A 22,670-nucleotide genomic window follows, 5' to 3' on the forward strand; every position below is an offset into this window, starting at 1 on the left:
TAAGGGTGTCGATTCGGAATCTTGGTAATAAAACGACAAAATATGACACATGAATGGATTTTTCAAAAAAGAGAGGGAATCTTCAGATGTTGGAATCAAAACGTAGAGCAATCATCTTCCTTGTATTATCGTTCCTACTTGCTGCTCTGGCGGGCTTTCTGTTTTTGCAAAAAATCAAGGACTTGAACGCGCAGCTTGGCGAGATGGTGGAAATTTACGAGGCGAATGCAGACATTCCATCTCGGGCACTGATTCAACCCGACCAATTGACGGTAAGGGAAATCCCCAAAAAGTATGCGGATGATTCGTATGTGATCGATAAAGCCAGTTTGAAAAATCAAGTCACGATTGTCCCTTTGTCGAAGGGGGATATCATTACGAAAAACATCATGAAGCCGGCGAACGTTGTTCGGGACGAGAACAACAGGCTCGTGACGGTATTTTCATCGAATAATATCGTCTTCGACCAGGAGTTAGAAGCGCTAGACCGGGTCGACATCATCATCTCGCATGAGGTGAGTGGAAAGCCCGTAACGGAAGTGTTCATGAAAGACGTGCCGGTCGCCATGGTAGCGAAATCGGAGAATAGCTTCAAGGGCGTGGCTTTGGAACTGCCGTTTGAGGAAGCGCCGAAGTTCATTCACCAGCAGCATTACGCCCAGATGGTTCGCATTTTGAAAGCGAATGTGGGCAAAGGAGACTTGGGCATTCCTGATCCGTTTGTGGAGCCTACGCCGGAACAGACGAAACCGCCTGGCAAACCAGCCGACGCCAAGCCGGGGACACCAGCAGTAACGCCACCTGCGGCACAGCCTGCCGTCCAGCCCGCCGTCCAGACACCACCAGCGGCTCCGGTTCAGCCACAAAGCAAACCAACTTCGGTACCACCGCAGCCAACTAATCAACCACCGAAAACCGGAGGATAAGTCATGAACAAAGATATGAAAATTCTCGTCGTTGCGGATTACGACTCTGTAAAAGACATGCTGAGGGAAATTCTGTCCGTTTACGAGCAAGTACGATACACGACTTCCAGCGAAGTGAAAAAAGAAATTGACCGCATTGGACCCGATGTCGTTTTGCTCGTGCAGCCGGAAGACGGAGCAGGAGTAGAGCTGGTGCAGTATATACAAGGCGAGCTGCCGGAGGGCATTGTCATTTATCTCACGGAAAGACAGGATTTTGTCTTGCTGCGAGATGTCGTCCGTGCGGGTGCGGTTGAATATATCGTCATGCCTGATGAGCTCAACCTTTTGTCTGATCGTCTCGACAAAATATCCGATCTATCCCTCATCAAACAGAGAAAAAAGGGCGCGGATGTATCCGGCAAGGCCTTTGTGCGAGGACGGGGGAAGGTGTACTCCTTTTACAGCGGAAAAGGGGGGAGCGGGCGAACACAGCTGGCAACAGGCTTTGCGCAAGCATTGAAGCTGGAATCTACGGCAAGTGTGCTGCTCATCGACCTCAATCTCCAATACGGCGGTGTAGAAACCTTCTTGTCGTTTGAAAACAACCGTACATTGGGCGATTTGATGCCGGTTATGGACGAAATCAACGAATTTCATATTCGCAACGTGGCGCAGAGGGAGAACTATTCCAAGCTGGAGGTGCTTGTCAGCCCGCGGGATGCCGAAATAGCCGAGAATATGTCCGAAGCCTTTGTCACCAGGCTGATCCGCGCCAGTCGCCGCAGTTATGACTTTGTCATTATTGACCTGCCAACGCATATGAACGAGCTAACCTTTGCTGCTTTGTCTGAGTCGGACATGATTTACTACGTGATGAATCTGGACACACCGTCCGTTCAAATTTATCGACTCGTGGAAGACTTGTTCAGACGTCTTCGGATTGATACGGCAGGCAGGCTCGAAGTGATCGTCAACCAGGTGGGACGGGATAACGAGCTGAACGTATCGGATTTGAAAGGATTGTTCAACGCTCCGATTACTGCTGAAATCAGCAGAGATCATCAAGGAGTGCAAGCGGCCGTCAATCAAGGCCGACCATTGCAAAAAGAACCGAATGAGAAGAAGCTCTCTCCGGCTGCGAAAGACATCAGAAAATGGGTACTCAAGAAACTGTCATAAAGGTGGGAGTTAGATGGCTTTATTCCGACGCAAGCAAGAGCAGACAGCGCCAGGGGATGAGGCAAAGCAGACGACACTCGCTGCCACACTAGCAGCTCCTTCCTTCAATCCGTATATTGACGAACTGGCTGAGCATTACAAGACCCGACTCTTGCGTGAGACCAACCTGGAGAGACTGACTAGTCTACGTTCAGATGAGATGCGTCTCGCGATCGAACGTCTCGTATCACAATACATGTCGGAAGAGAAGGTAGTCATTCCACGAAATGAAAAGGAAATACTGCTCACTCGTCTGATCAATGAATCAGTGGGGCTTGGGCCGCTCGAACCGCTGCTCGCAGACCCGGAAATCACGGAAATCTCGATTAATGGGCACAGCCTTGTTTACGTCGAGAAGCGGGGAAGGCTCGAGTTGACCGATTTAAAATTTCGCGATGAGGAACATTTGCGGCATATTGTAGACAGGATTGTCGCACCGCTCGGCCGCCGAATCGACGAAAGCTCACCGATGGTCGACGCCCGATTGAAGGACGGAAGCCGCGTGAATGCGGTCATCCCTCCGATCAGCCTGAATGGGACACTCGTTTCGATTCGTAAATTCCGCAAAGAGCCATATTTAATGGATGACCTGATGCAGTTCGGTTCCTTCAGTGAACCGATGTCCCAGTTTATTCAAGCCGTAGTGGAAGCCAAAATGAACGTCTTGATCTCAGGCGGTACGGGGAGCGGTAAGACGACGTTGCTCAATGCGACAGCAAAAGCCATTCCTCACTATGAACGTGTCATCACGATTGAGGATTCGGCCGAGCTGAAGCTGACTCACCCCAACTGTATTGGCATGGAGGCACGCCCGCCCAATATGGAGGGAACAGGAGAAGTCACCATTCGTCAGCTCGTGCGAAACTCCCTGCGGATGAGGCCAGACCGCATCATCGTCGGGGAGGTACGGGGTGCGGAAGCATTTGACATGCTGCAGGCAATGAATACGGGACATGAAGGCTCGCTAACCACGGTACACGCCAATTCACCGCAGGATGCCTTCAACCGTTTGGAAGGGATGGTCGTCATGGCAGGGATGGATTTGCCCTCCACGATCGTCCGTGAATATATCGTCAGTGCGCTGGATATCATCGTCCAGGTCACACGTCTGTCTGACGGAACGCGGAAAATCGTTTCCATTTCAGAAGTGGCGAAAACCGAAGACAAACGGGTAGAGGTCAACGAGATTTTTCGTTTCCAGCGAAAGGGTATCGGCGCAAACGGGGAAGTGCTTGGCTACTTTACGGCAACCGGAGTGATCCCGCGCTGTTTGGAGAGGCTCCAAGTATTTGGAATCAATCTCGACGAATCCATGTTCAGGGCGGAAGGAGGGAAGCAGCGTGACCATGCCTATTCTGTTTAGTCTTGCGGTGTTGTTTGGTATCTGGGGCCTCTATGAATATCTCGGTTACCGGGCCAAGAAGACCGAATGGAAAAAGAAAGCAGAAGAATGGTTTGAGGTGAAGGGCAAACGAAAAAGCGTCGTCATCGTCTGGGGGGACAAATTCGACCAGACGCTTTATGCCAAAGAAATACAAAAAAAGCTGATCAAAGCGAATTTCCCCCTTGCGCCCTCCGAGTTTTACGGAATTTTGATTGTAGGGACTATGGGACTTGCTTTCTTGCTCAGTAACGTTGTGAATATTCCCTTTCCTTACAACATTATTATTGGTGCAGCGGTGATGTATCTCATACAGAACGTGTTGTTCTTTGTAAGACGAAATAAGTACCAGGAACGGTTGAATGAACAGCTGTCCGAGGTGTGCCGCCTTTTGGCAAACTCACTGCGGGCAGGACTTACGCTCTCACAGGGGATCACGCTTGTTGCGAAAGAGATGAATTACCCTGCTGGCGAAGAGTTCAGCCGCATGGCGCGCGAGCTGCAGCTTGGGGTTAGCTTTGACCGGGCGCTCTCTGACATGGAGAAACGGATACCGACGCGGGATTTCCGTATCTTTACTGCTACGCTGCTGATTCAACGGCGCGCAGGGGGGAATTTGAGCCAAGTGCTTCAGGAAATGGCGGAGACATTGGAGGATCGCCGCATTGTGAATCAGGAGATCAAGACGATGACCGCAGAACAGCGATACGTCTCCATCTTAGTGCCGATTATGCCTATTGCCCTGGTACTGATGATGAACATGATGAACGAAGGCTTTATTGATCCGTTGTTTTCTGGATTTGGTCTTTTTCTTCTGGGGTTGTTCGTAATCGGAACTCTCCTGTCCTATATCCTCGTAAAGAAAGTGACCAACATAAAGGTGTGAAAACATGGATGCTCTCATAATTACATGCGTGTTCTTGTTTCTCTTGCTGTTCGCCATCTGTCTGAAGGAGTGGTATCGCTACTCCATCGAGAAGCAAAAACTGCTCACACATGTCCATGAGGTGACCGGACACAAAAACTACGGAGTGCGCAAGAAGGAAACTTCATCCGAACGTCTGGTCAAACGCCTGCTTCGGTATGGAGACGACTATGCGGTCATGGGTCAGCGCATCAACTTTTTTAGTGAGTCACATGAGGTTGAGGACTGGCTCTTGAAGGCTGGACGCCCGTTAGATTTGACAGTTGCCCAATTTCAAGGAGTCAAAATATTTATGGCTTTGCTCGGCATCATTGCCGGCACGCTGTTTTTCATTCTTGGCTTTCCCTTGTCGCATCTGGGCCTGATCGCATGGCCGTTGGTTGGATACTTTCTGCCTATCCTTCTGTTGAAGAACAAAGCCCGCGATCGTCAAAATCAGCTTCGTTATGACCTGCCGGAATTTCTCGATACCGTGAGCGTCACCCTGCAAGCAGGGGTAAGTCTCGATCAGGCATTGCGCGAAGTCATCAAGTTTTTTGACGGACCGATTCGGGAAGAGTTTTCCCGTTTCAATCAAGAGCTGGATCTGGGTGTACAGAGGGAAAAGGCGTATGAACAATTGCTTCGACGCAACGATAATCCGGAGTTTCAAATGCTGATCAAAGCGCTCATTCAGGGGATGCGCCTGGGGGTACCGATTGCCGTCACCTTCAAGGCACAGGCCGAAAACATGCGAAGAATCCGTAAAGAGCTGATCAAGGAAAAGGCGGCCAAGGCGTCGCCGAAAGTAACCCTGATCACAACGTTTGTCGTGACTCCTACAGCGATTATCCTGATTGGCGGTTTGATGGTATTGAATATTTTAGAGAACCTCGATTTGTTCTCTGGCATCATGCCATAATGTATGTTTTGACTTTATGGGAGGTGATGCCTGTCACCAAGATGGGATGAGTAATGTGAACAATGTGCCTTATCAAATTTATTTTAACCATGAGGGGAGAAGATTTTTTATGAAAACCATGATGCAAAAACTGTATGTAAAAGTCCAAGGAGCCCTGCAAAATCAGAAAGGTGCTCAAGCCATTGAATGGATTGCGCTGGCAGGTGTGGTGATCGCCGTATTTGGAGCAGTAATCACTTACTTCAAAGGTAATCCTGACGGTGTGGGAAAATCAATTGGTGAAACGCTTGGCAATATCATCGGAGACTTGGATGGGAAGTAATCTGAGTGAATGCTGTTTGGTTACAAGCGTTGGAAAAGTTGGCGGTGAAGGGCTTTCCTTCACCGCCACACATACATAGTAAATCTGTAGGAAGCAGGAGGTAGCAGTCGATGAGATTTGTGAAGGGAATTTTTGCGGCCATCCTCCTTTTTAGCCTGCTCACGGCGTGTTCTCAAGAGGCAGGAAATCAACCGGAAACTCCACAGACCACGGATGGGCAGCCACCCTCTGTTCCATCAGGCACAGAAACACAACAGCCTCCAGACAAGACTGGTGAAACGAACACCGAGATGAGCAGAGAAGAAAAAATAAAAGCGTTGGAGGCAATGGTAAAGGCTGGCCCCTTGCTAAAACGGGAAACAACAGAGGATTTTTTGAACACTCCTCCTGGGCTTTTTGCGGGGAAGTCGTATGACGACAACAAGGAAGAGATAGAAACGGAATTAAAGAAATTCCCTTATATTGAAAATCCAGACGAAGAAATCGCGAATCTGTATTACCTTGCCCTTTTAGGTTTGTTCGCGGAGAGCTATCCCGATCCGCAACAAATTATTGATGATATGAAGATGGATTATTTCGGAAGTCCGGAAATCGAAGATCCTCGCTACCAGTACAAGGAAAACTACAATGTGGAGATTATTCTAGACGCAAGTGGCAGCATGGGTGCAATGGCGAACGGCAAGACAAGGATGGAGGCTGCCAAAGATGCAATCAAAGCCTTTGCTGAATCATTGCCGCCACAGGCCAATGTGGCTCTGCGCGTATACGGACACAAGGGCAGCGGGAAAGAGTCTGATAAAGCGCTCTCTTGCGGCAGCAGTGATTTGGTATACGGAATGCAGCCTTACAACAAAGAAAAACTGCAGAGTTCCTTGAATCAGTTTCAGCCTGCGGGATATACCCCGATTGCCTACTCCTTGCAGGAAGCAATGAAGGATTTGAGCAAATTTTCCGGGGACAAAAACACCAATATGATTTACCTGGTTAGCGACGGTATCGAAACATGCGGCGGAAACCCCGCCGAAGCAGCAAAACAACTTTCCCAATCAGCGATCACTCCGATTATTAATGTAATTGGTTTTGGTGTGGACGGTCCAGGGCAGCAACAGCTAAAAGAAGTGGCCAAGGCAGCAGGAGGCCGCTACGTACTGATTCAGGATCAAAAAGAACTACAGGAAGAATTCAATCGTGGGAAAGAGATTGCAGACAAATGGAAAAAGTGGAAAGCAGATGCGTCCTATCAGGCTTTTGACACGCGCATATCACGTAAGACAGACATCAGTTCGTTCGCAGCAGACTGGAGAATCATTGCTGGCGATGAAAGCTACAATATGAATTCTGCCATTACGACTATGGGTGCGGATGACATGATTCCGGATGAACTTGCCAATCGTCTCCGAACCATGAAGGACGAACAGAAGGATATAGCCAAGAAAAAGGCGGACGAATTGGAGGATTTTCTGGATTCCTTGAACGATAAGTCCTATAAGGAAACCGTGAATGCGATCAACAATAAGTTTGCGCAGAATACGAAAACGAACTAAAGTCGAAATCTCCAAAAGGAGGTTTGTATAAGTGAGGAAATGGATTAGAGGCCCAATTGCAGCGGCTACCTTTGCTTTTCTGATTCTTTTGATGAATCTGCTTCCGCTTGCGGCTTTGGCATCATCTGTTAACCTGCAAGCGCCGAATTACAATGCGCCAAATTGGCAGCAACCGAACATGCAGGCGCCAAACTGGGAGCAGCCGAACGTGCAGGCGCCAAATTGGGAACAGCCGAATGTGCAGGCGCCGAACTGGGAGCAGCCGAATGTGCAGGCACCGAACATGCAGGCGCCGAACTGGCAGCAGCCAAATCTGCAGGCTCCAAACGTCAATCAACCGAACCTGCAAGCGCCGAATGTCAATCAACCGAACCCGCAAGCGCCAAACGCAACCGCCCCGACAACGAATATAGAAATGCAGCCACCCGGCGCAAACTCTGACGGTTCGAAACCGATGACGGAGACGCTGGAATACGGTGCAATCAAATGGACGTTCAAAGACGTAATGGGCGGTACGCTGGCATACAGCGCTGATTTGCTTATGAACGGCGAAGTAGATATGGCGACGGGACTTCGGGGCAAAGGCATGTTACTGGGAGACCTGGCAATAAAAGGCCTTGATTTAGCCTTCAAGAATACGCCGTATGCAGGTACTGTAACAGGCATGGGTGTTGATACACTCGACGGGATGAACGCATGGGCCAACTATCAGTTTGTGTTGGCGCAATTGCCGAATAACAGCTTCCGGGATATTTTCCAAGGCGGTCAGCTCACGAATTCGGCAAATCCATCCGGCGTCAGGATGCCGGGGATCGTGAAAGGTTTGAATGTTGGCGTAGCAGCTATCAGCCTTCCGTTTGATGTTATCGATACATTTGGAAGCTTTGGCATGGCGTTTGACCCGAGTCAGAGTGAAGCCACACAAAATGAGAAATTTGTGGATGGCGTCGGTAATTTCGGCAGTGTGCTGATGGACGCAGGGGTCATTGCTTCCGTCATACCAGGCGGGCAGGCCGTAGGTGGTGTGCTTGTTGTCACTGGTGCCGTTTTGTGGGGATTGAGCAAACTCGTGAAGTACGCTGACAAGCTAGCCGGCGGAGCGATTACTCGTGGAATCCGGGATGGGGTCGGAAAAGCTGTTGGCTGGGTGAAATCCTTATTTGCGTAACGGAGGTCCTTTGCTATGAAAGTCGTGAATACACCACAGGTTCAGGCTCAGATCGAGCGGAATAAGCGTTTCTTAGAGAGGACAGAGCTGTATAATTACCCGGCCTACGTAGACGGACAATATTACTACCATGTAGCGTACTGGAAATGGGGAAAAAAAGACGCTGTCGGGTACTTGGTGCTGCGACCGGATGGTGAAGTGGTTCGCCGCAAGGAAGCAGAGCCCGTCGTAAAACTGTTTTTGGTGCATGCACATGCGGGGCGCAAGATTAAGAACAATCTGGCCATTGATAAAGAGAAGCCGATCGAGATGTACGAGCAAAAATACGAGTATCTGAGGGCGCTTTTGCCCAGCTGCCAGGATAAGATGGACACGGTGCTTAGGCAAGATGCAGAGAAGCTGATCGACGTTTGCAAAACCATGATGGAAAGCCGGGACCAGTTGCGTGCCATTTATGCTCGAGGGATGGATCTGCTCAATCAATTTTTCGCTCGCAACTACGTCATCGCGGGAGAGGAAACGGCATTGCGGGATGTGTTATTTGAATCCGACTACATTCTGTATGATCGCATTCGCAAGCAGGTGCTGATCAAAGACTCGGTGGATCGGCTTTACCAGTTTTTCCAATCCAATCGAGTAGAACTGGATCGGATACAGGAGCAGAAACGAAAAAAGCTAATCGACCTGCTCTCTGTATACAAAGACAAAACACTGCGAAATATTGCCGATGAATCCGTGAAAAGCTTTGAAACGCATACGACAGGGAAACATGAGTCTTTCCATTCGGTTGAACAGTTGCGGGAGGCCCACGAAAAGCTTAATATGACCATCTTGGAAAACGGGCTGATGGATAAACTGCGAAACCCATAACAGGAAAGGTGAGAGAAACCCATATGCATCCCTTCAAAGAAAGCATTCGTTTTTATGCACGGAACATCGAATCTTTGCTGCTCTTGTCCGCCGTGCTCGTGGTTCCATTTTTTATCATCCACAACTTTACACTGAACTACCTGAACCTGATCGCCGCGATCACGGGTGCCAAATTCGTTGCAAGCTTTTTCAATCTTTTTTTACTTCTTCTGTTTTTGCTGATCCTCCAGATTCCTTTCGCCCAGTATGTCCAGAGTGATTTGGACGGAGATGAGCGCCCGGTTCGAAAGGCATTTCGAGCCTTTTTCGAACACAGCTTTTCCGTGTTCGTTTTCGGGATCGTGTTTAGCTTTCTTGTATCCGCAGGAATGATGCTATTCATGATACCTGGGTTGATCATTCTGGTTCTATTTTATTTGACTCCGTTTTTCGTGGTGCTGAAAAAACAATCAGCTTGGCGCTCTTGGCGAGGTGCCCTGGAAATGGGGAAAAAGCATTTTTTGCAAATCTTTGGCTTACTGTTGCTAGTGAGCTTGGTGGAATGGCTAATCAGTTTGGCGGGTCTGTTCCTCGTCACGTCCATCACCTCGACCTTCGGAGCGGTTATGTTTATCGAGCTTTTGCTCAACGTGATTGTTCTTCCGTTTTTTGCGGTCATGTTCATGATGTACGTGAATAAGTGGAAAGAAGAAGCGGCAGGAGCAGAAGCCGCTGTGTCGGGAGGATTGCTGCTTGATGAGAGGTAGCTTGCAAATAAGCGCGAAAGGAGATGAGCGAAGAATGCGCCTGAAGAGGATTGTTGCGAATGAAAAGGGCTCCGTCACCGTGGAGTTTATCGCCATACTGCCGTTCGTCTTTCTGATCATGCTGATTTGCTGGCAGTTTCTTGTGGGTGTCTACGGCGTAATCATCTCGCAGTCGGCAGCCAATGAGGCGGCGAAGGTGTACGCCATAACGGGGAATTCGGGAGAAGCCATGCAAGCTGCCAAAAACGTGGTGAACGCGGCAGGAGGCTACATCTCCTTCAATGATTGTGATATCACGGGGAATGGTAGCGGATATTTTACCGCCAAGGTCGGCGTACAGATGGAGCTGGCGTTTCTCCCTGACTGGCTATATATCGAGAAGGAAGATCGATATATCTCATTTGATCGGGAAATAACGAGCAGGGTGATGAACTAATGGTACGTATCCTGCGTCACTTGCAAAATGAACGTGGAAATATGACGATCTTCACCCTGACGATTTACTGGTTTATGTTCATGCTGGTGTTTGTTGCGCTTTTCAACTTTTCGACCATTTTTGTAGACAAGGAGCAGGCATCGAACAGTGCGCAGCAGGCGAGTATTGCGGCGGTGAAGGATATATATGATGAGATGGATGCGGCTATAAGAATATATGATGCGTCACCCAAACGGTACTATGACCAAAATTACCTCGGTCCCAGACTATCAGTTGCTAGGAGCCAGCTGAGAGCAGCGCACCCCGATTGGTCTCATAGCGAGATTGAATACGGTGCGATTGACTCGGTATTAAGCAGCGCATTGCCAGGCGATGTTGAGTTGCAGACTTATGTCTACGCGTGCTTGCAAACGGCAACAGCCAAAATTCCTGGAGTGGTTGCCAAAGTGCTATCAGACAACAAAGCAACACTCAGCGGCTCGTCCGTCCAATTGTTCAACAACGACAATCGGATTGAAGTAACTACTTCTGTAAAGTACGAATCGGAATCGATGGGGTTTGACTTCATGCCCGCCTATTCCGAGCAAATCTACCAGACAGGTGAAAGCAGGCGGATCGGTTTTATTGATGAAGTAAGCGGATGGGCGAATCTGCATATCCCCATGTAGGAACGGCGAGCATTGGAGGAAATAGCATGACAAGAAAGCTACAAAAAATGCAGCGGTTCTGGAATGTAATGACGGTGATCATCTATGGCGTTTTCCTGCCGTTGTCCGGTCTGTTCATGGCGTTGGGGGAAAAGCTCCCGTATGCATTGCTCTTTTTTATGTTTGCCCTTCCTTATATTGAACAGGCTGGCATGGACCATTTGCGCCGAAAAGAAATGAATCGGTGATGATCAAGTGTACGAGAAGGAAGGTGTAAGCCATGTCCAGACAGGAACGAAACTGGCAGCGCTTTTGGCGATACATGATGATTTACTTCTACGCCCTGATTTTGCCGGCTACGATCATCGGCGCATTTTATCGAGAAGAGTTCCCGTTGCAGCTGCTCATCCTCGCCATCGGTATGCCTTTTATCAAAAGAAACCATCTGGCGTTCATCCGAAAGAAAAACGCGGCGATCTGATCAACATGGCAACAAGGCAAGGAGGATATGACCGAATGCGTAACACCAAAATACGGATGTCGCTCTTGATCAACAGCATCTTGATCATGCTTCTGCTTACCGGTTGTTCCCTGGGTGCAGTGGGAGCGGGTGCAGGGCTCGGACAAAATCAATGGCCGCAGACGACACAGGAATTGATTGCTTCACAGCCCGGACCGCTTGCCGGCACGCAATTTTTTCACGCAGCTTATCCGCATCGAGCGGAGATCATACAGGTTTTGGATAAAATGCCTACCGTGGTCGACGGGATGAATGATGCTTACCTGGATTTGTACTGGAATCAATTGCTTACCCTGTTTGCCGAGGATTACCTCAGTCCCCAAATGGTTGTAGACCGCTGGAGAATGGCTTCGTATGGGAGTCCGGACATCGAGGACGCCCGATTTCAGTTTCGGGAAAATTTCAACGTAGAAATCATCTTGGATGCAAGCGGCAGTATGGCCGGGAAAATTGGGGACAAAACGAAAATGCAGCTCGCCAAGGAAGCGATCAAGGAATTCGCGGAAGCACTGCCTGAAGAGGCGAGAATCTCGCTGCGCGTGTATGGTCATAAGGGCAGCAATGCTGATGAACATAAGCAGCTTTCCTGCGGCAGCAGTGAAATGGTCTATCCATTGCAAGCCTACGATGCGAAGGGTCTTGAGCAAGCACTTGACATGTTTGAGCCGACGGGCTGGACATCCATTGCGCACTCTTTGCGTCTCGCTCAGGAGGATTTGGCGGGATTCGAAGCGGATAAAAATACGAATGTCATCTATCTGGTCAGTGACGGTATCGAGACGTGCGATGGCAATCCAGTGGCAGTAGCCAAGGAATTGTCCCAGTCCAAAATTATGCCGTTGCTGAACGTTATCGGCTTTGACGTGAATGCAGAAGGGCAGAAGCAATTGAAGGAGATTGCCCACGCGTCAGAAGGTCTGTATGCAAATGTGACGAACCGCGAGCAGTTCAAGCAAGAGCTGGAACGGGCGAAAGAAATTGCCCAGAAGTGGGAGCAGTGGAAACGGGAGGCTTTGACAGAAGCAGGCGCTGTCTTGATCGACCGCAAAAAATGGGTGGATGCTTACGACCGGGACTGGTACGAGAAAAACTGGCGGGAGAGCCTGAACATCGGAATGGCGATCGAGTATTTGTCTGCAAGTGGCAAGATTGGCAATGAAGCGAGAGAGTACCTTACTGGGAAAAGGCAAGAAAGAGAAGCGTTGGCTACACAGTCCAAGGAGGAGCTTACCAATTACTTGGTGAGTCTCACAACCGAGACCTATCAGGAAATGAGAGAGGAAATTGAGGATAAATACAGTGGAAACTAACAGGAATGGGTTCTCCGTACAAAAGCGATTGCGGTCGCAACGGAGAACCCACTGTAAATGTAAAGGGATAGGGTGCGTCAATCATATGTGAACGTAACGACCTGTTTCAGGCCTGGGTCCACTCCGATTGCCACGTCTTTTAGGCCATCTGTGTAATAAAAATAACGCTTGGCGTCATTGGAATGAGCGTCAGAAGCTTTCACCAATTGGAAGTCGTTTGTAGCAAGAAGGTTTTTCGAGCGGATGAAATCAGATGCCGTCTTTTCCAAATCTGCTTCTGTCATCGTTTTTGTCGCCATTTCTCCGTTTATTCCAATAACGTCAATCGACAGGGAAAGGATTTGCTTTGACCTTGGTTCGATGATCGCGTGAAAGCCATGGACATCGCCACTCACAGGTTCGCGTTTTAGTATGGCGTGAACAGGGACTCCTCTGTATACCGAATTGGTTGGGTCCTCCAGCGTGATTTCCCGATCAGTCGTATCGACATTCACCTGATAGTATTGTCTAACAGCGGCTGCAGCGATTTGCGCCGCTTCTTTTTTTCCGAGCCCTAGCACTGCATCTGGTGAGCTGGAGGAGCATCCCATTAACAGAAAGACGAGAAGCGCCGTGCCCAGCCATGCGAACTTTTTCATTGTGAACCCTCCAGCCATCCCAAGTAATACGTGTAATCTTTTTTTATCCTAACAGGGATTGTTTCGACTCCCTATCGATTAACCTTTCCATTACCTTACGATGTTGTAAGCTTTGAGAAAAATGTAGGGAGTGACAGGACTTCGGGTAAAAAAGACGAAAAATTCAGAGTATGTGTAATGTATGTGAAAAACGAGGGGGCAAGTGGAATGAACGCCATCGAGCTGAATCAAGCGCTTCAAATGTATGTGAGGACTGAGACCTTTCCCGTAGGAGTTAGCATCCGAAAAGAAGAAGCCGCTCTGCCGTCAAAGGCAAAGCGACCTGTCCGTGACCTGGGTTATCCGATTACCATTTGCCAAGCTGTCGGTTTTTCACGGCGTTATGGCTGGAGCATCGCGATGAATGGAGCCGACCTGTCCTGTCCGATCGCGCAGGTGGCTTTTGGGTATGAAGAGCAGCCGGCGTTTTATACAGAGGGTCATCTCGCCTGTGGGATGTATACAGATTCATTGGAAAATGGGGCGAAAAGTGAGCTGGATGTTCCGAAATTTTCAGCAGAAGAAAGCGGCTACTACGTATCGTTTCCGCTGGAGCGGGCACAGATTGAGCCAGATGTCGTTGTGATTTACGGCAATGCAGCACAGGTTATGCGATTGGTGGCGGGAATGCTGTACAAGCGCGGTGGATCGATTCCTTCCACCTTTTCCAGTCGGGCAGACTGTGCAGACATTGCAATCAAGCCGATCCAGACGGGACAGCCGCAAGTGATCGTACCGTGCTATGGCGACAGATTGTTTGCCCAGACACAGGATCATGAGATGGCCTTCAGCTTTCATTTTCGCGATGCCGCTGAGCTGGTCGAGGGATTAGCGGGAACGCAAAAAGGCGGAATCCGCTACCCGATCCCGTCCTTCTTGCGCTATCAGGCAGAGTTTCCGCCGACCTATCAAAAGCTTGCAGAGATGTTTGGAGAAAAAAACTAACCCTTCAGTCGGTTGAGCTGGAGCAGGTGATGGCGATAGTGCATTTCTACAACGGCAAACCATTCCTTGGCCGTCATCGGACCGAAGGCTGGGTGAGCCACCGTGTGATGCGCAGGAATTTCGTCCAGAGTCGGTTCCAGCTCTTTCATTTGCGCGAGCACGCTGATGAGTCCATCACGTAGTTGCTCCTTGCTTTCTGGTTGTGCAGGTGTGTACTCCGGGGAGGCAGGGACTTTCACGCGAACGGGAGGCAAGGAGCCTTGAGCAAATATCGCCTGCCCGATCTCGGATTTTTCGGTACCTGCTTCTGTGACAGCAGGCCCCCCTTGTCTACACTTCTCGATACTTCCCAGTTGAAAATACCGGGCAGATTGGATCAAGTGAAGGTACATTTGACCGATCGACCATTCCTCTTCACTTGGTTTTTGTAGTAGTTGTTCCATGGTGAAGCCTTCTAATTCATGCAGGTAGTGGTTTGTCACGTCTTCAAATTTGTTCACGATTTCTTTTGTATTCATGGGCGAATCAGCTCCTCTTGGTTTTCTTGCTTTCATCATATAAAAACGCTACTGACAGCAGTATGTCAGTAGCGTTCGAATAATTTTTTGGCTTCATCACGAACTCGGATACGCAAGGATTCAGGCGTAAGAACAACCGCATCTGCCCCCAACCCAAGCACCCAAGACAATATTTCTTCGATTTGTCTGACGCGCAATCTGACGAGAAAGCCGTCCGGATGCTCCGTAATCTCTTCGATAAAAAAATAGCCCGATTCTTTTACCCGATCAGCAATAGCTGTGCTGATAACGATCTGCACCTCCAGGGACCGATCGTCGAGAGGCTTGTATTCATTAAAATTGAAATGGTCAGGGAGGATAAAGCGGTCTTCCAATACGACCAGGCCGCTCATGCGGGACAGGCGGAATCGACGAATATCCTGTCGCAGATCACAATGAGCGAGCAGTATCCAAGAACCCCGAACCAGTACCAGGCCATATGGGGCAACGTCACGCACTGTTTCACGATCATCACCCTCCCCAAGCGTGCCCCTCCGATAGCGGAAGCGTACCTTCCGCTGATTGATGATCGCATCGTGGATGAGCTGTGCATGCGCTTTTTCCTGCTCGCGCAGATTGTTTGCTCTAGGGCTTACGAGGCGAAAGGTTGAACGGATACGGCTGGCTTGTTCACCTACATCCGCCGACAGGATCGCTTCTACTTTGCGCTGTACTGCTCTTGCGCTATTGCCAAAGTTTTGGTCGAATACTTGCTCGACCAAGTCTGCTCCGATCAAAAGTGCAACGGCTTCTTCTACCGAAAAGCTGACGGGCGGCAGAAAATACCCTTCCATTAAGGAATAGCCCTGACCCGGTGCGCCAACGATAGGGACGCCTGCTTCGCTCAATGCCTGCATATCACGATAAATCGTCCGGACGCTCGTCTCGAAGGTCGCGGCCAAATCTTCTGCGCGTATCGTACCTTTTCTCTGCAACTCCAGAACGATTGCCAACAAACGATCTGTTTTGTTCATGCTAGGCTGCTGACCCCCTCTCTATCCAGCTAATCAACTTTATAAAAATGAACGGATATCTTTAAAATTATTTTATATTTACCCTACTTTTTATTTTAACAGTTTTTCCTATCCTACATGTGTAAGTGAAGGAGGAAGCTGTGAATGAAAAAGAGGGTTTTTTGGCTTGTCATTTTATTGCTGTTTGGATATATCGTTTTTCAAAAAATAGCAGATGGACCACCTAATGTTGGGGGACACATGGAAACGTTGAGAGAGGCCACCGGTGTGGAGTACCAATCGCTACAAATAGCAAAGGACCAAATTTATCAGGGAGACCTTCTCTTGGTCAACAAAGACTATCCGGTTCATGAGGCAGGGGTAAAAAGCGATGTTGTTCGGTTGTCTGAGCATGAAGAACTGTTACAAGGCTATCGTTTGCTCGATGACAGAATCGAAGTGTCAGAGCGTGTAGCCAAAGTATTTTTGGAGATGGTCGAAGCAGCGCAGCAAGATAACGTGACTCACTTTATCTTGAACAGCGGTTATCGAGGCATGGAAGAACAAGAAAAGCTATATGAAGAAATGGGACCAGCGTACGCGATGCCGAGCGGTTACAGCGAACATAATGTAGGCTCCGCGCTGGATATTGGATCGACGCAAATGAAAATGGAGCACGCCCCTGAAGGCAAGTGGCTGGAAGATCATTCGTGGAAATTCGGTTTTATTTTGCGCTACCCAAAGGACAAGGTAGCCATTACAGGAACGGTATTCGAGCCTTGGCATTTCCGATATGTCGGATTGCCGCATAGCGCGATCATGAAGCAAAACAACTTTTCGCTGGAAGAATACTTGGATTACCTAAAAGAAAAAAGAAGGATCTCCGTGACAAACGATGGGAAGATCTATGAAATTAACTACTACCCTGTCGATGAAGAGATGACGATCAAGGTACCGATTTCGAGCAACTATGAGATTTCGGGTGACAACATGGGCGGCGTGATTGTTACAAGCTGCGTGAACGAAGAAAAGAAGGGGTGAATCTAATGAAGAAATTGACTGTCGCGATTTTGTTTGGGGGATGTTCCTCAGAGTATGAAGTATCCCTTAAATCTACGAGTTCGGTGCTGGAAAGCTTGTGTCTGGAAAAGTACGAGGTAATTTTGCTAGGAATTACGAGGGAAGGGCAATGGCTGCGATATACCGGCAACATTGAAAGCATTCGGAATGACAGTTGGCATCAAAGTGAGAAGTGTGTTCCTGCCTTTCTCTCTCCTTGCAGACAGGTGAGGGGGATTGTTGCACAGGAGAACGGTGCCATGACGATCACGAAGGTTGATGTGGTGTTCCCGATTTTACATGGCAAAAACGGAGAGGATGGAACGGTACAAGGACTATTGGAGCTCGCCGGAATTCCGTTTGTCGGTTGTCACACGCTATCCTCCGCGATTTGTATGGATAAGGATATCGCCCACACGCTGGCGGAAAGCTCCGGTATCAAAACGCCAAGATCCGTTACCGTTTATCCGAATACTGATCTTGCAACTGTTCAAGCTGCCACCGAACCACTGGGATTCCCTTTGTATGTCAAACCGGCAAAGGCAGGGTCCTCCATTGGGATTACGAAAGCATACAGCCCATCAGAATTGTTCTTTGGTATAGAAAACGCCCTTCTGCATGATGACAAAGTGGTCATCGAGGAAAACATCGCGGGATTTGAAGTGGGCTGCGCGGTACTCGGAAATCGTGAGGTCATTGTGGGGGAAGTGGATGAGATCGAATTGCTCCAGGGCTTCTTCAATTACACAGAAAAGTATTCATTGGAGACTGCCCATATCCATGTTCCAGCAAGAATTGAAGAAGAGCTCGCTCATAAAATCAAGCAAACAGCGACTCATCTCTATCAGGTTTTTGGCTGTCGTGGCTTCGCTCGCGTGGATATGTTTGTCACACCAGACGGAGACATTGTGTTTAACGAAGTGAATACGATCCCCGGCTTTACCTCGAAAAGCAGGTATCCAAACATGCTGCGTGCTGCGGGGATTTCCTATAAAGAGCTTCTTGATACGTTGATTATGCTAGCGTTGGAGGAGGACTAACCGATGACACAACCTCACGTCTTTACGGTTACTTTGAACAGCGACAATCTGCATCACGGCCATCTCATATTGGTGAATCGCCAGTACCCAATTCGCTGGCAGACAGATGACGGTATCCTGCTGAACCGCATGCGGCTGATTGACGGAGCACACAACAATATGATGCTGGAAAACACGGCTGCAAAGATGTTTGCCAAACTGCTGAAAGCCTGCAACGCGGAGCATACAATCGTGCCTGTCAGTGGTTTTCGCAGTAAGGCGGAACAAAAGGATATATATGATCAATCCTTGCTCGAAAATGGACAGGTGTTTACTAGTCAATATGTCGCGCGTCCAAATGAAAGCGAGCATCAGACAGGGCTTGCGATAGATGTAGGGGAAAAGAAGGAAGAGATCGATTTTATCTGCCCCTCTTTTCCCGATCATGGCGTATGCCGTATGTTTCGCCAACGTGCCAGTCAATATGGGTTTATCAAACAGTACATCGAGTATGTGAAAAACTACGAATTTCATCAGGAGCATTTGCTAATAGATGATGACAGCATTGAAATCTACTATGTAAAGGCTACCGATACAGTTACGCACATCCCGGTTGTGGCTGGTGAGAGCTACGAAATATCGGGCAACAATGTGGATGGCTTTATCATTACGGTGTTTCATCAGGAGGCATGTAATGAACGCGGGTAGTGAAAAGCAGTATGGCGGGCTGGATCGATTTCGAATCATGGCAGCGATCCTTGTCATCGCAATCCATACTTCTCCCCTGCTGTCCATAAACGAATGGGCGGACTTTACACTGACACGAACAATAGCCAGGGTGGCAGTTCCCTTTTTCTTTCTGTGCACAGGATTTTTCTTCTTGCAAAAGCTTGGCACAGATCGCAGCAGAAATGCGTTTAGGCTGAAGCAGTTTTTATGGAAAGTAGGAAAGCTATATTTGCTTTCGATCCTTCTCTATCTTCCTGTGAATGTGTATACAGGGAATTTTACGGATGGATTTACCGTATTTTCAGCAGTGAAAGACCTCTTGTTTAACGGGACCTTGTATCATCTGTGGTATTTCCCTGGCATCATGCTGGGGGTGTGTATCAGCACTTTTTTGTATACGAGACTATCGATGTGGAATACGTTTTGGGTGACTTTGCTGCTGTATGGCATCGGGCTATTAGGAGACAGCTATTATGGCTTGGCACAGATGAGTCCGTATGCGGACAGTATTTACCAATTGATGTTTACCTTGTTTGATTACACGCGGAACGGTATATTTTTTGCCCCTGTGTTTATTGTCATGGGCGGGATGATTGCCAATACCCGCAGGCGGAAAAAGAAAAAGATCACACCGTATGCAATCGGGTTTGTTTTGTTCGGAAGCATGCTGGTAATGGAAGGCTTGCTTTTGCACGCTTATCAGTTGCAACGCCATGACAGTATGTATATTTTTTTAATACCGTGCATGTATTTTCTCTTTCAGCTTTTGTTGTTCTGGAAAGTCAAAAATCGCCCAGCGTTACGAAAGCTGAGCCTGTATGTTTATGTCATCCATCCGCTGGGTATTGTGCTCATTCGCGGAGCCGCCAAAGTAACGGGACTGACAGGGCTGCTTGTTGAAAACAGCTTGGTGCATTTTACGCTGGTCACAGTACTGTCGTTTGTGCTCTCGGTGATAGTGATGAAGGTGATCCAGCACTTTCGAGGTGGGAAACTGGATCAAACCGGGCGAGCATGGGCGGATATCCATCTTCCTCATCTCCAGCATAATGTCAGGGAAATCCAGCGGGTTCTCCCCAAGGATTGTGGGATGATGGCAGTCGTAAAGGCGCAGGCATATGGCCACGGCGGATGGCAAATCGCGTGTTTTTTAAACAAGCTCGGGATTGACCACTTCGCAGTTGCCACAATCGATGAAGGAATCGAGCTAAGGAAGAAGGGCGTAAAAGGAGAAATCCTGGTTCTCGGCTATACCGATGAGCGACGGATACGCCAAATTGCCCGTTTCAAACTGACGCAAACCGTAGTAGATGACGAATATGCTAAAAAACTGAATGGCTACAACGTGAAAATCGCTGTTCATATCAAGATCGACACGGGGATGGGGAGACTCGGGGAATCTTGGGAACGCACGGAAAAAATTGCGGACATGTATCAATATAAAAATTTGCAGGTATGCGGTACCTTTACGCATCTAAGTGTGGCTGACAGTTTGGAAGCTTTGGATATCGAATACACGAAAAATCAAATCGCCCGTTTCCAGAAAGTGATCGAACAGCTGAAAGAAAAGGGGATTGATCCACAGAAGCTGCACGTTCAAAGCAGTTACGGCGTGCTGAATTATGGGGAGCTGCAATACGATTATGCTCGGATTGGGATCGCTCTCTACGGGATGTTGAGCAAGCAGGGAGACAAAGTGAAAACAAGCGTCGACCTACGACCTGTGCTATCACTGAAAGCAAGAGTTGTGCAGGTGAAACAAGTGGAAACAGGAGCATCTGTAGGCTATGGACGCGCCTACACAGCGCAGAAAGACAGTAAGATTGCCATCGTATCCATCGGATATGCAGATGGGGTTCCGCGCATGCTGTCACAATCGGGCGCTACCTGCTTGATCAAAGGAAAAAGGCGACCGATTATTGGCTTTGTCTGCATGGATCAGCTTATCGTAGATATTACAGATATGGAAGGGGTGCAAAAAGGGGATGTTGTGACCTTTATCGGCAGAGATCAAGAAGAGGGGATCACTCCCGAGGAAATGGCCCATCAATGTAAAACGATTACGAACGAGCTGGTATGCCGTTTGGGAGAACGTGTCAAAAGAGTCTATCATGATTGAGCCCTGGACGAAAACGAGTATAGGGAGTGGTTCATTTTTTCCATGGTGAAGAGAAGACATAGCTTTCGTTCCAAAATGCTTGGGCTTCTTGGGCTTGGCATGCTTCTGGCCGGTATCGTAACCTATCTGCTCTATAAAGTGCTCCAGTTTTACTATAAGGCGGGGGTTAAGTACGAAGATCGGCTCGCACAGGTTCGCTATTTCATCAGGGAGATGGGGGATATCAATTTCTTTTTGATTGTCTTTGCTCCCATTGCGATCTTGTTTTTCTATCTCCTGACCAAACGTTATGCTGGCTACTTTCGGGAGATTTCTACGGGCATTCATTATCTCGCGAGTGGAGACTTTACACGGCATGTCCATATTCCATCCAATGACGAGTTTTCAGAAATCGCCAAGGATATCAATCTAGCAAGCGAAATGCTGCAAAAGGCGGTAGAAAGAGGAGATTTCGCCGAAAGCAGCAAGGATCAGCTTGTTTTGAATCTCGCGCATGATTTGCGTACACCTCTGACATCCGTACTGGGTTATCTGGATCTCATTTTGGGAGATGAGCAGATGTCACAAGAGCAGATGCGGCATTATGCGACGATTGCCTTTACTAAGTCACAACGATTGGAAAAGCTGATTGATGAGCTCTTCGAAATTGCGAGAATGAATTACGGCATGGTCAACATCGAGCAAAAGGTCATTGATTTGAGTGAATTGCTTGTCCAGTTAAATGATGAGATGTACCCCTCCTTTGAGAAAAATGAGCTGGTCTCGCGGTGTGCGATTGCGGCTCAATTAGTGATCGTGGGAGATGGGGAGCTTTTGGCGCGCGTATTTGAGAACATTCTGACCAACGCGATACGCTACGGGGGCGATGGGCAATTTATCGATTTGAATGCCTATCGTGAGGGAGATGAAGTGGTTGTACAAATCATGAATTACGGTGACCAAATACCTGAGGAAGCCCTGCCGCATATTTTTGAAATGTTTTTTACGGGCGACAAAGCGCGAACTCAGCTAGGAGGAGGCACAGGGCTCGGCTTGTTTATTGCGAAAAATATTGTCGAGAAGCATCGGGGAACGATTTCTGTTCAAAGTGATTTGATTCGTACGTGTTTTGAGGTCAGGCTGCCGTATGGATGAAATGATAGAGCAAGCAATAGTAATAAACTTCCAGTATAAACAAAAAATGGAGATATACATTCTGGGTGGCGTGAGCAACTATTTAACAAGTTTTGCTAAAACATTCTTGTACCTATAGCATATGTAAAAGCTGAAGCAGTTAATAAGCCAGAAAAATAGAAAATGGGCTAGGGAACCTCATTCCCTAACCCATTTTTTCATTCATTTTGTTTAAATCAAATTCTCCGGGTTCAAGCCTTCCAGCTCTGGCAACACAAAGCGTCCATCTTTTCTGATCAGCACATCGTCAAACCAGATTTCGCCGCCGCCGTATTCAGGGCGTTGGATTTGGACCAAGTCCCAGTGAACGGAGGAGCGGTTGCCATTTAGGAAAAATATCGTCGAGAAACATCGGGGAACGATATCTGTCCAAAGTGAACTGATTCGTACGTGTCTTGAGGTGCGGTTGCAAAACGAAAAGCAGGGGTTGTCCAGAAAGTCAGTGAGTACGATCCGTGACTTATCAAATCCACAACTCGTCTTACTAGAAATAAAAAATAGACTGAAACATCCTTAAAAAGAAAATTGATGAATTTATGGTAT

Annotated in this window: 24 protein-coding genes and 1 pseudogene; 21 read left to right on the forward strand and 4 right to left on the reverse strand. The window is 48.3% G+C overall.

Annotated features, from left to right (window positions below):
• The first annotated feature begins 86 nt into the window (after positions 1-86).
• From C7R94_RS18150 to C7R94_RS18220, 15 genes are all read left to right on the forward strand, one after another.
• Positions 87-926 carry a CpaB family protein gene (locus C7R94_RS18150; RefSeq protein ID WP_106783439.1) on the forward strand — a complete coding sequence of 280 codons (840 nt, stop codon included), beginning with the start codon at positions 87-89 and terminating at the stop codon, positions 924-926.
• A gap of 3 nt (positions 927-929) precedes the next feature.
• Positions 930-2,087: a CpaE/TadZ family protein gene (locus C7R94_RS18155; RefSeq protein ID WP_106783442.1), complete on the forward strand. Its 1,158-nt coding sequence runs from the start codon at positions 930-932 to the stop codon at positions 2,085-2,087.
• A 13-nt stretch (positions 2,088-2,100) separates the two neighbouring features.
• Positions 2,101-3,489: a TadA family conjugal transfer-associated ATPase gene (locus C7R94_RS18160; protein WP_047072376.1), complete on the forward strand. Its 1,389-nt coding sequence runs from the start codon at positions 2,101-2,103 to the stop codon at positions 3,487-3,489.
• Complete coding sequence (locus tag C7R94_RS18165; protein ID WP_047072375.1) at positions 3,467-4,393, forward strand: type II secretion system F family protein; 927 nt, start codon at positions 3,467-3,469, stop codon at positions 4,391-4,393. Before C7R94_RS18160 ends, C7R94_RS18165 begins: the two co-directional genes overlap by 23 nt.
• A 4-nt stretch (positions 4,394-4,397) precedes the next feature.
• Positions 4,398-5,333, forward strand: a complete 936-nt coding sequence (locus C7R94_RS18170; RefSeq protein ID WP_047072374.1) for a type II secretion system F family protein — start codon at positions 4,398-4,400, stop codon at positions 5,331-5,333.
• A 109-nt stretch (positions 5,334-5,442) separates the two neighbouring features.
• On the forward strand, positions 5,443-5,655 hold the full coding sequence (locus C7R94_RS18175; RefSeq protein WP_016740291.1) for a hypothetical protein: 213 nt from the start codon (positions 5,443-5,445) through the stop codon (positions 5,653-5,655).
• Between the two features lie 110 nt (positions 5,656-5,765).
• Positions 5,766-7,199 carry a vWA domain-containing protein gene (locus tag C7R94_RS18180; protein ID WP_047072372.1) on the forward strand — a complete coding sequence of 478 codons (1,434 nt, stop codon included), beginning with the start codon at positions 5,766-5,768 and terminating at the stop codon, positions 7,197-7,199.
• Between the two features lie 31 nt (positions 7,200-7,230).
• Entirely contained in the window at positions 7,231-8,367 is a 1,137-nt protein-coding gene (locus C7R94_RS18185; RefSeq protein ID WP_106783444.1) for a hypothetical protein, read from the forward strand.
• A 15-nt stretch (positions 8,368-8,382) separates the two neighbouring features.
• The gene (locus C7R94_RS18190; protein ID WP_106783447.1) at positions 8,383-9,237 is read left to right on the forward strand and encodes a hypothetical protein; all 855 of its coding nucleotides are present in this window, start codon (positions 8,383-8,385) and stop codon (positions 9,235-9,237) included.
• Between the two features lie 23 nt (positions 9,238-9,260).
• Complete coding sequence (locus C7R94_RS18195) at positions 9,261-9,983, forward strand: hypothetical protein (RefSeq protein WP_047072369.1); 723 nt, start codon at positions 9,261-9,263, stop codon at positions 9,981-9,983.
• On the forward strand, positions 9,973-10,419 hold the full coding sequence (locus tag C7R94_RS18200; RefSeq protein ID WP_233220600.1) for a TadE/TadG family type IV pilus assembly protein: 447 nt from the start codon (positions 9,973-9,975) through the stop codon (positions 10,417-10,419). The genes C7R94_RS18195 and C7R94_RS18200 overlap by 11 nt, the downstream gene beginning before the upstream one ends.
• Positions 10,419-11,087: a Tad domain-containing protein gene (locus tag C7R94_RS18205; RefSeq protein ID WP_106783449.1), complete on the forward strand. Its 669-nt coding sequence runs from the start codon at positions 10,419-10,421 to the stop codon at positions 11,085-11,087. Before C7R94_RS18200 ends, C7R94_RS18205 begins: the two co-directional genes overlap by 1 nt.
• A 26-nt stretch (positions 11,088-11,113) precedes the next feature.
• Complete coding sequence (locus C7R94_RS18210; protein ID WP_233220597.1) at positions 11,114-11,314, forward strand: hypothetical protein; 201 nt, start codon at positions 11,114-11,116, stop codon at positions 11,312-11,314.
• A 32-nt stretch (positions 11,315-11,346) separates the two neighbouring features.
• Entirely contained in the window at positions 11,347-11,547 is a 201-nt protein-coding gene (locus C7R94_RS18215; RefSeq protein WP_047072366.1) for a hypothetical protein, read from the forward strand.
• Between the two features lie 35 nt (positions 11,548-11,582).
• Positions 11,583-12,896, forward strand: a complete 1,314-nt coding sequence (locus C7R94_RS18220; RefSeq protein ID WP_106783454.1) for a VWA domain-containing protein — start codon at positions 11,583-11,585, stop codon at positions 12,894-12,896.
• Positions 12,897-12,973: 77 nt separating this feature from the next.
• On the opposite strand, the gene C7R94_RS18225 is transcribed toward C7R94_RS18220, so the two are convergent.
• The gene (locus C7R94_RS18225) at positions 12,974-13,534 is read right to left on the reverse strand and encodes a hypothetical protein (protein WP_106783456.1); all 561 of its coding nucleotides are present in this window, start codon (positions 13,532-13,534) and stop codon (positions 12,974-12,976) included.
• A 207-nt stretch (positions 13,535-13,741) separates the two neighbouring features.
• Between C7R94_RS18225 and C7R94_RS18230 the strand changes: the two genes are divergently transcribed.
• Positions 13,742-14,518, forward strand: a complete 777-nt coding sequence (locus C7R94_RS18230) for a DUF169 domain-containing protein (RefSeq protein WP_047072363.1) — start codon at positions 13,742-13,744, stop codon at positions 14,516-14,518.
• On the opposite strand, the gene C7R94_RS18235 is transcribed toward C7R94_RS18230, so the two are convergent.
• Together C7R94_RS18235 and C7R94_RS18240 are read right to left on the reverse strand one after the other, a co-directional pair.
• Positions 14,515-15,036, reverse strand: coding sequence for a DinB family protein (locus C7R94_RS18235; protein ID WP_047072361.1), 522 nt, complete (start codon positions 15,034-15,036; stop codon positions 14,515-14,517). The two genes, C7R94_RS18230 and C7R94_RS18235, sit on opposite strands and share 4 nt — an antisense overlap.
• 65 nt (positions 15,037-15,101) lie before the next feature.
• Positions 15,102-16,049: a helix-turn-helix transcriptional regulator gene (locus C7R94_RS18240; RefSeq protein WP_106783458.1), complete on the reverse strand. Its 948-nt coding sequence runs from the start codon at positions 16,047-16,049 to the stop codon at positions 15,102-15,104.
• Positions 16,050-16,193: 144 nt separating this feature from the next.
• Between C7R94_RS18240 and C7R94_RS18245 the strand changes: the two genes are divergently transcribed.
• Genes C7R94_RS18245 through C7R94_RS18265 form a run of 5 tightly spaced genes read left to right on the forward strand, consistent with a single transcriptional unit; the run spans position 16,194 to position 22,088 of the window.
• Positions 16,194-17,069, forward strand: coding sequence for a M15 family metallopeptidase (locus tag C7R94_RS18245; RefSeq protein ID WP_106783461.1), 876 nt, complete (start codon positions 16,194-16,196; stop codon positions 17,067-17,069).
• A gap of 5 nt (positions 17,070-17,074) precedes the next feature.
• Complete coding sequence (gene vanG / locus C7R94_RS18250; protein ID WP_047072356.1) at positions 17,075-18,127, forward strand: D-alanine--D-serine ligase VanG; 1,053 nt, start codon at positions 17,075-17,077, stop codon at positions 18,125-18,127.
• A 3-nt stretch (positions 18,128-18,130) separates the two neighbouring features.
• Positions 18,131-18,814, forward strand: a complete 684-nt coding sequence (locus C7R94_RS18255) for a D-alanyl-D-alanine carboxypeptidase family protein (RefSeq protein ID WP_106783464.1) — start codon at positions 18,131-18,133, stop codon at positions 18,812-18,814.
• The gene (gene vanT, locus C7R94_RS18260; RefSeq protein WP_106783466.1) at positions 18,801-20,954 is read left to right on the forward strand and encodes a serine racemase VanT catalytic subunit; all 2,154 of its coding nucleotides are present in this window, start codon (positions 18,801-18,803) and stop codon (positions 20,952-20,954) included. The genes C7R94_RS18255 and vanT overlap by 14 nt, the downstream gene beginning before the upstream one ends.
• Positions 20,955-20,996: 42 nt before the next feature.
• The gene (locus tag C7R94_RS18265) at positions 20,997-22,088 is read left to right on the forward strand and encodes a sensor histidine kinase (RefSeq protein WP_106783468.1); all 1,092 of its coding nucleotides are present in this window, start codon (positions 20,997-20,999) and stop codon (positions 22,086-22,088) included.
• A gap of 210 nt (positions 22,089-22,298) precedes the next feature.
• Here C7R94_RS18265 and C7R94_RS18270 read toward each other — a convergent pair.
• A pseudogene (locus C7R94_RS18270) lies at positions 22,299-22,454 on the reverse strand (aminopeptidase); the annotation flags it as partial.
• Positions 22,455-22,670 lie beyond the last annotated feature (216 nt).

This window comes from Brevibacillus sp. NRRL NRS-603 (assembly GCF_003013445.1).
GTDB classification, from domain to species: domain Bacteria; phylum Bacillota; class Bacilli; order Brevibacillales; family Brevibacillaceae; genus Brevibacillus; species Brevibacillus formosus.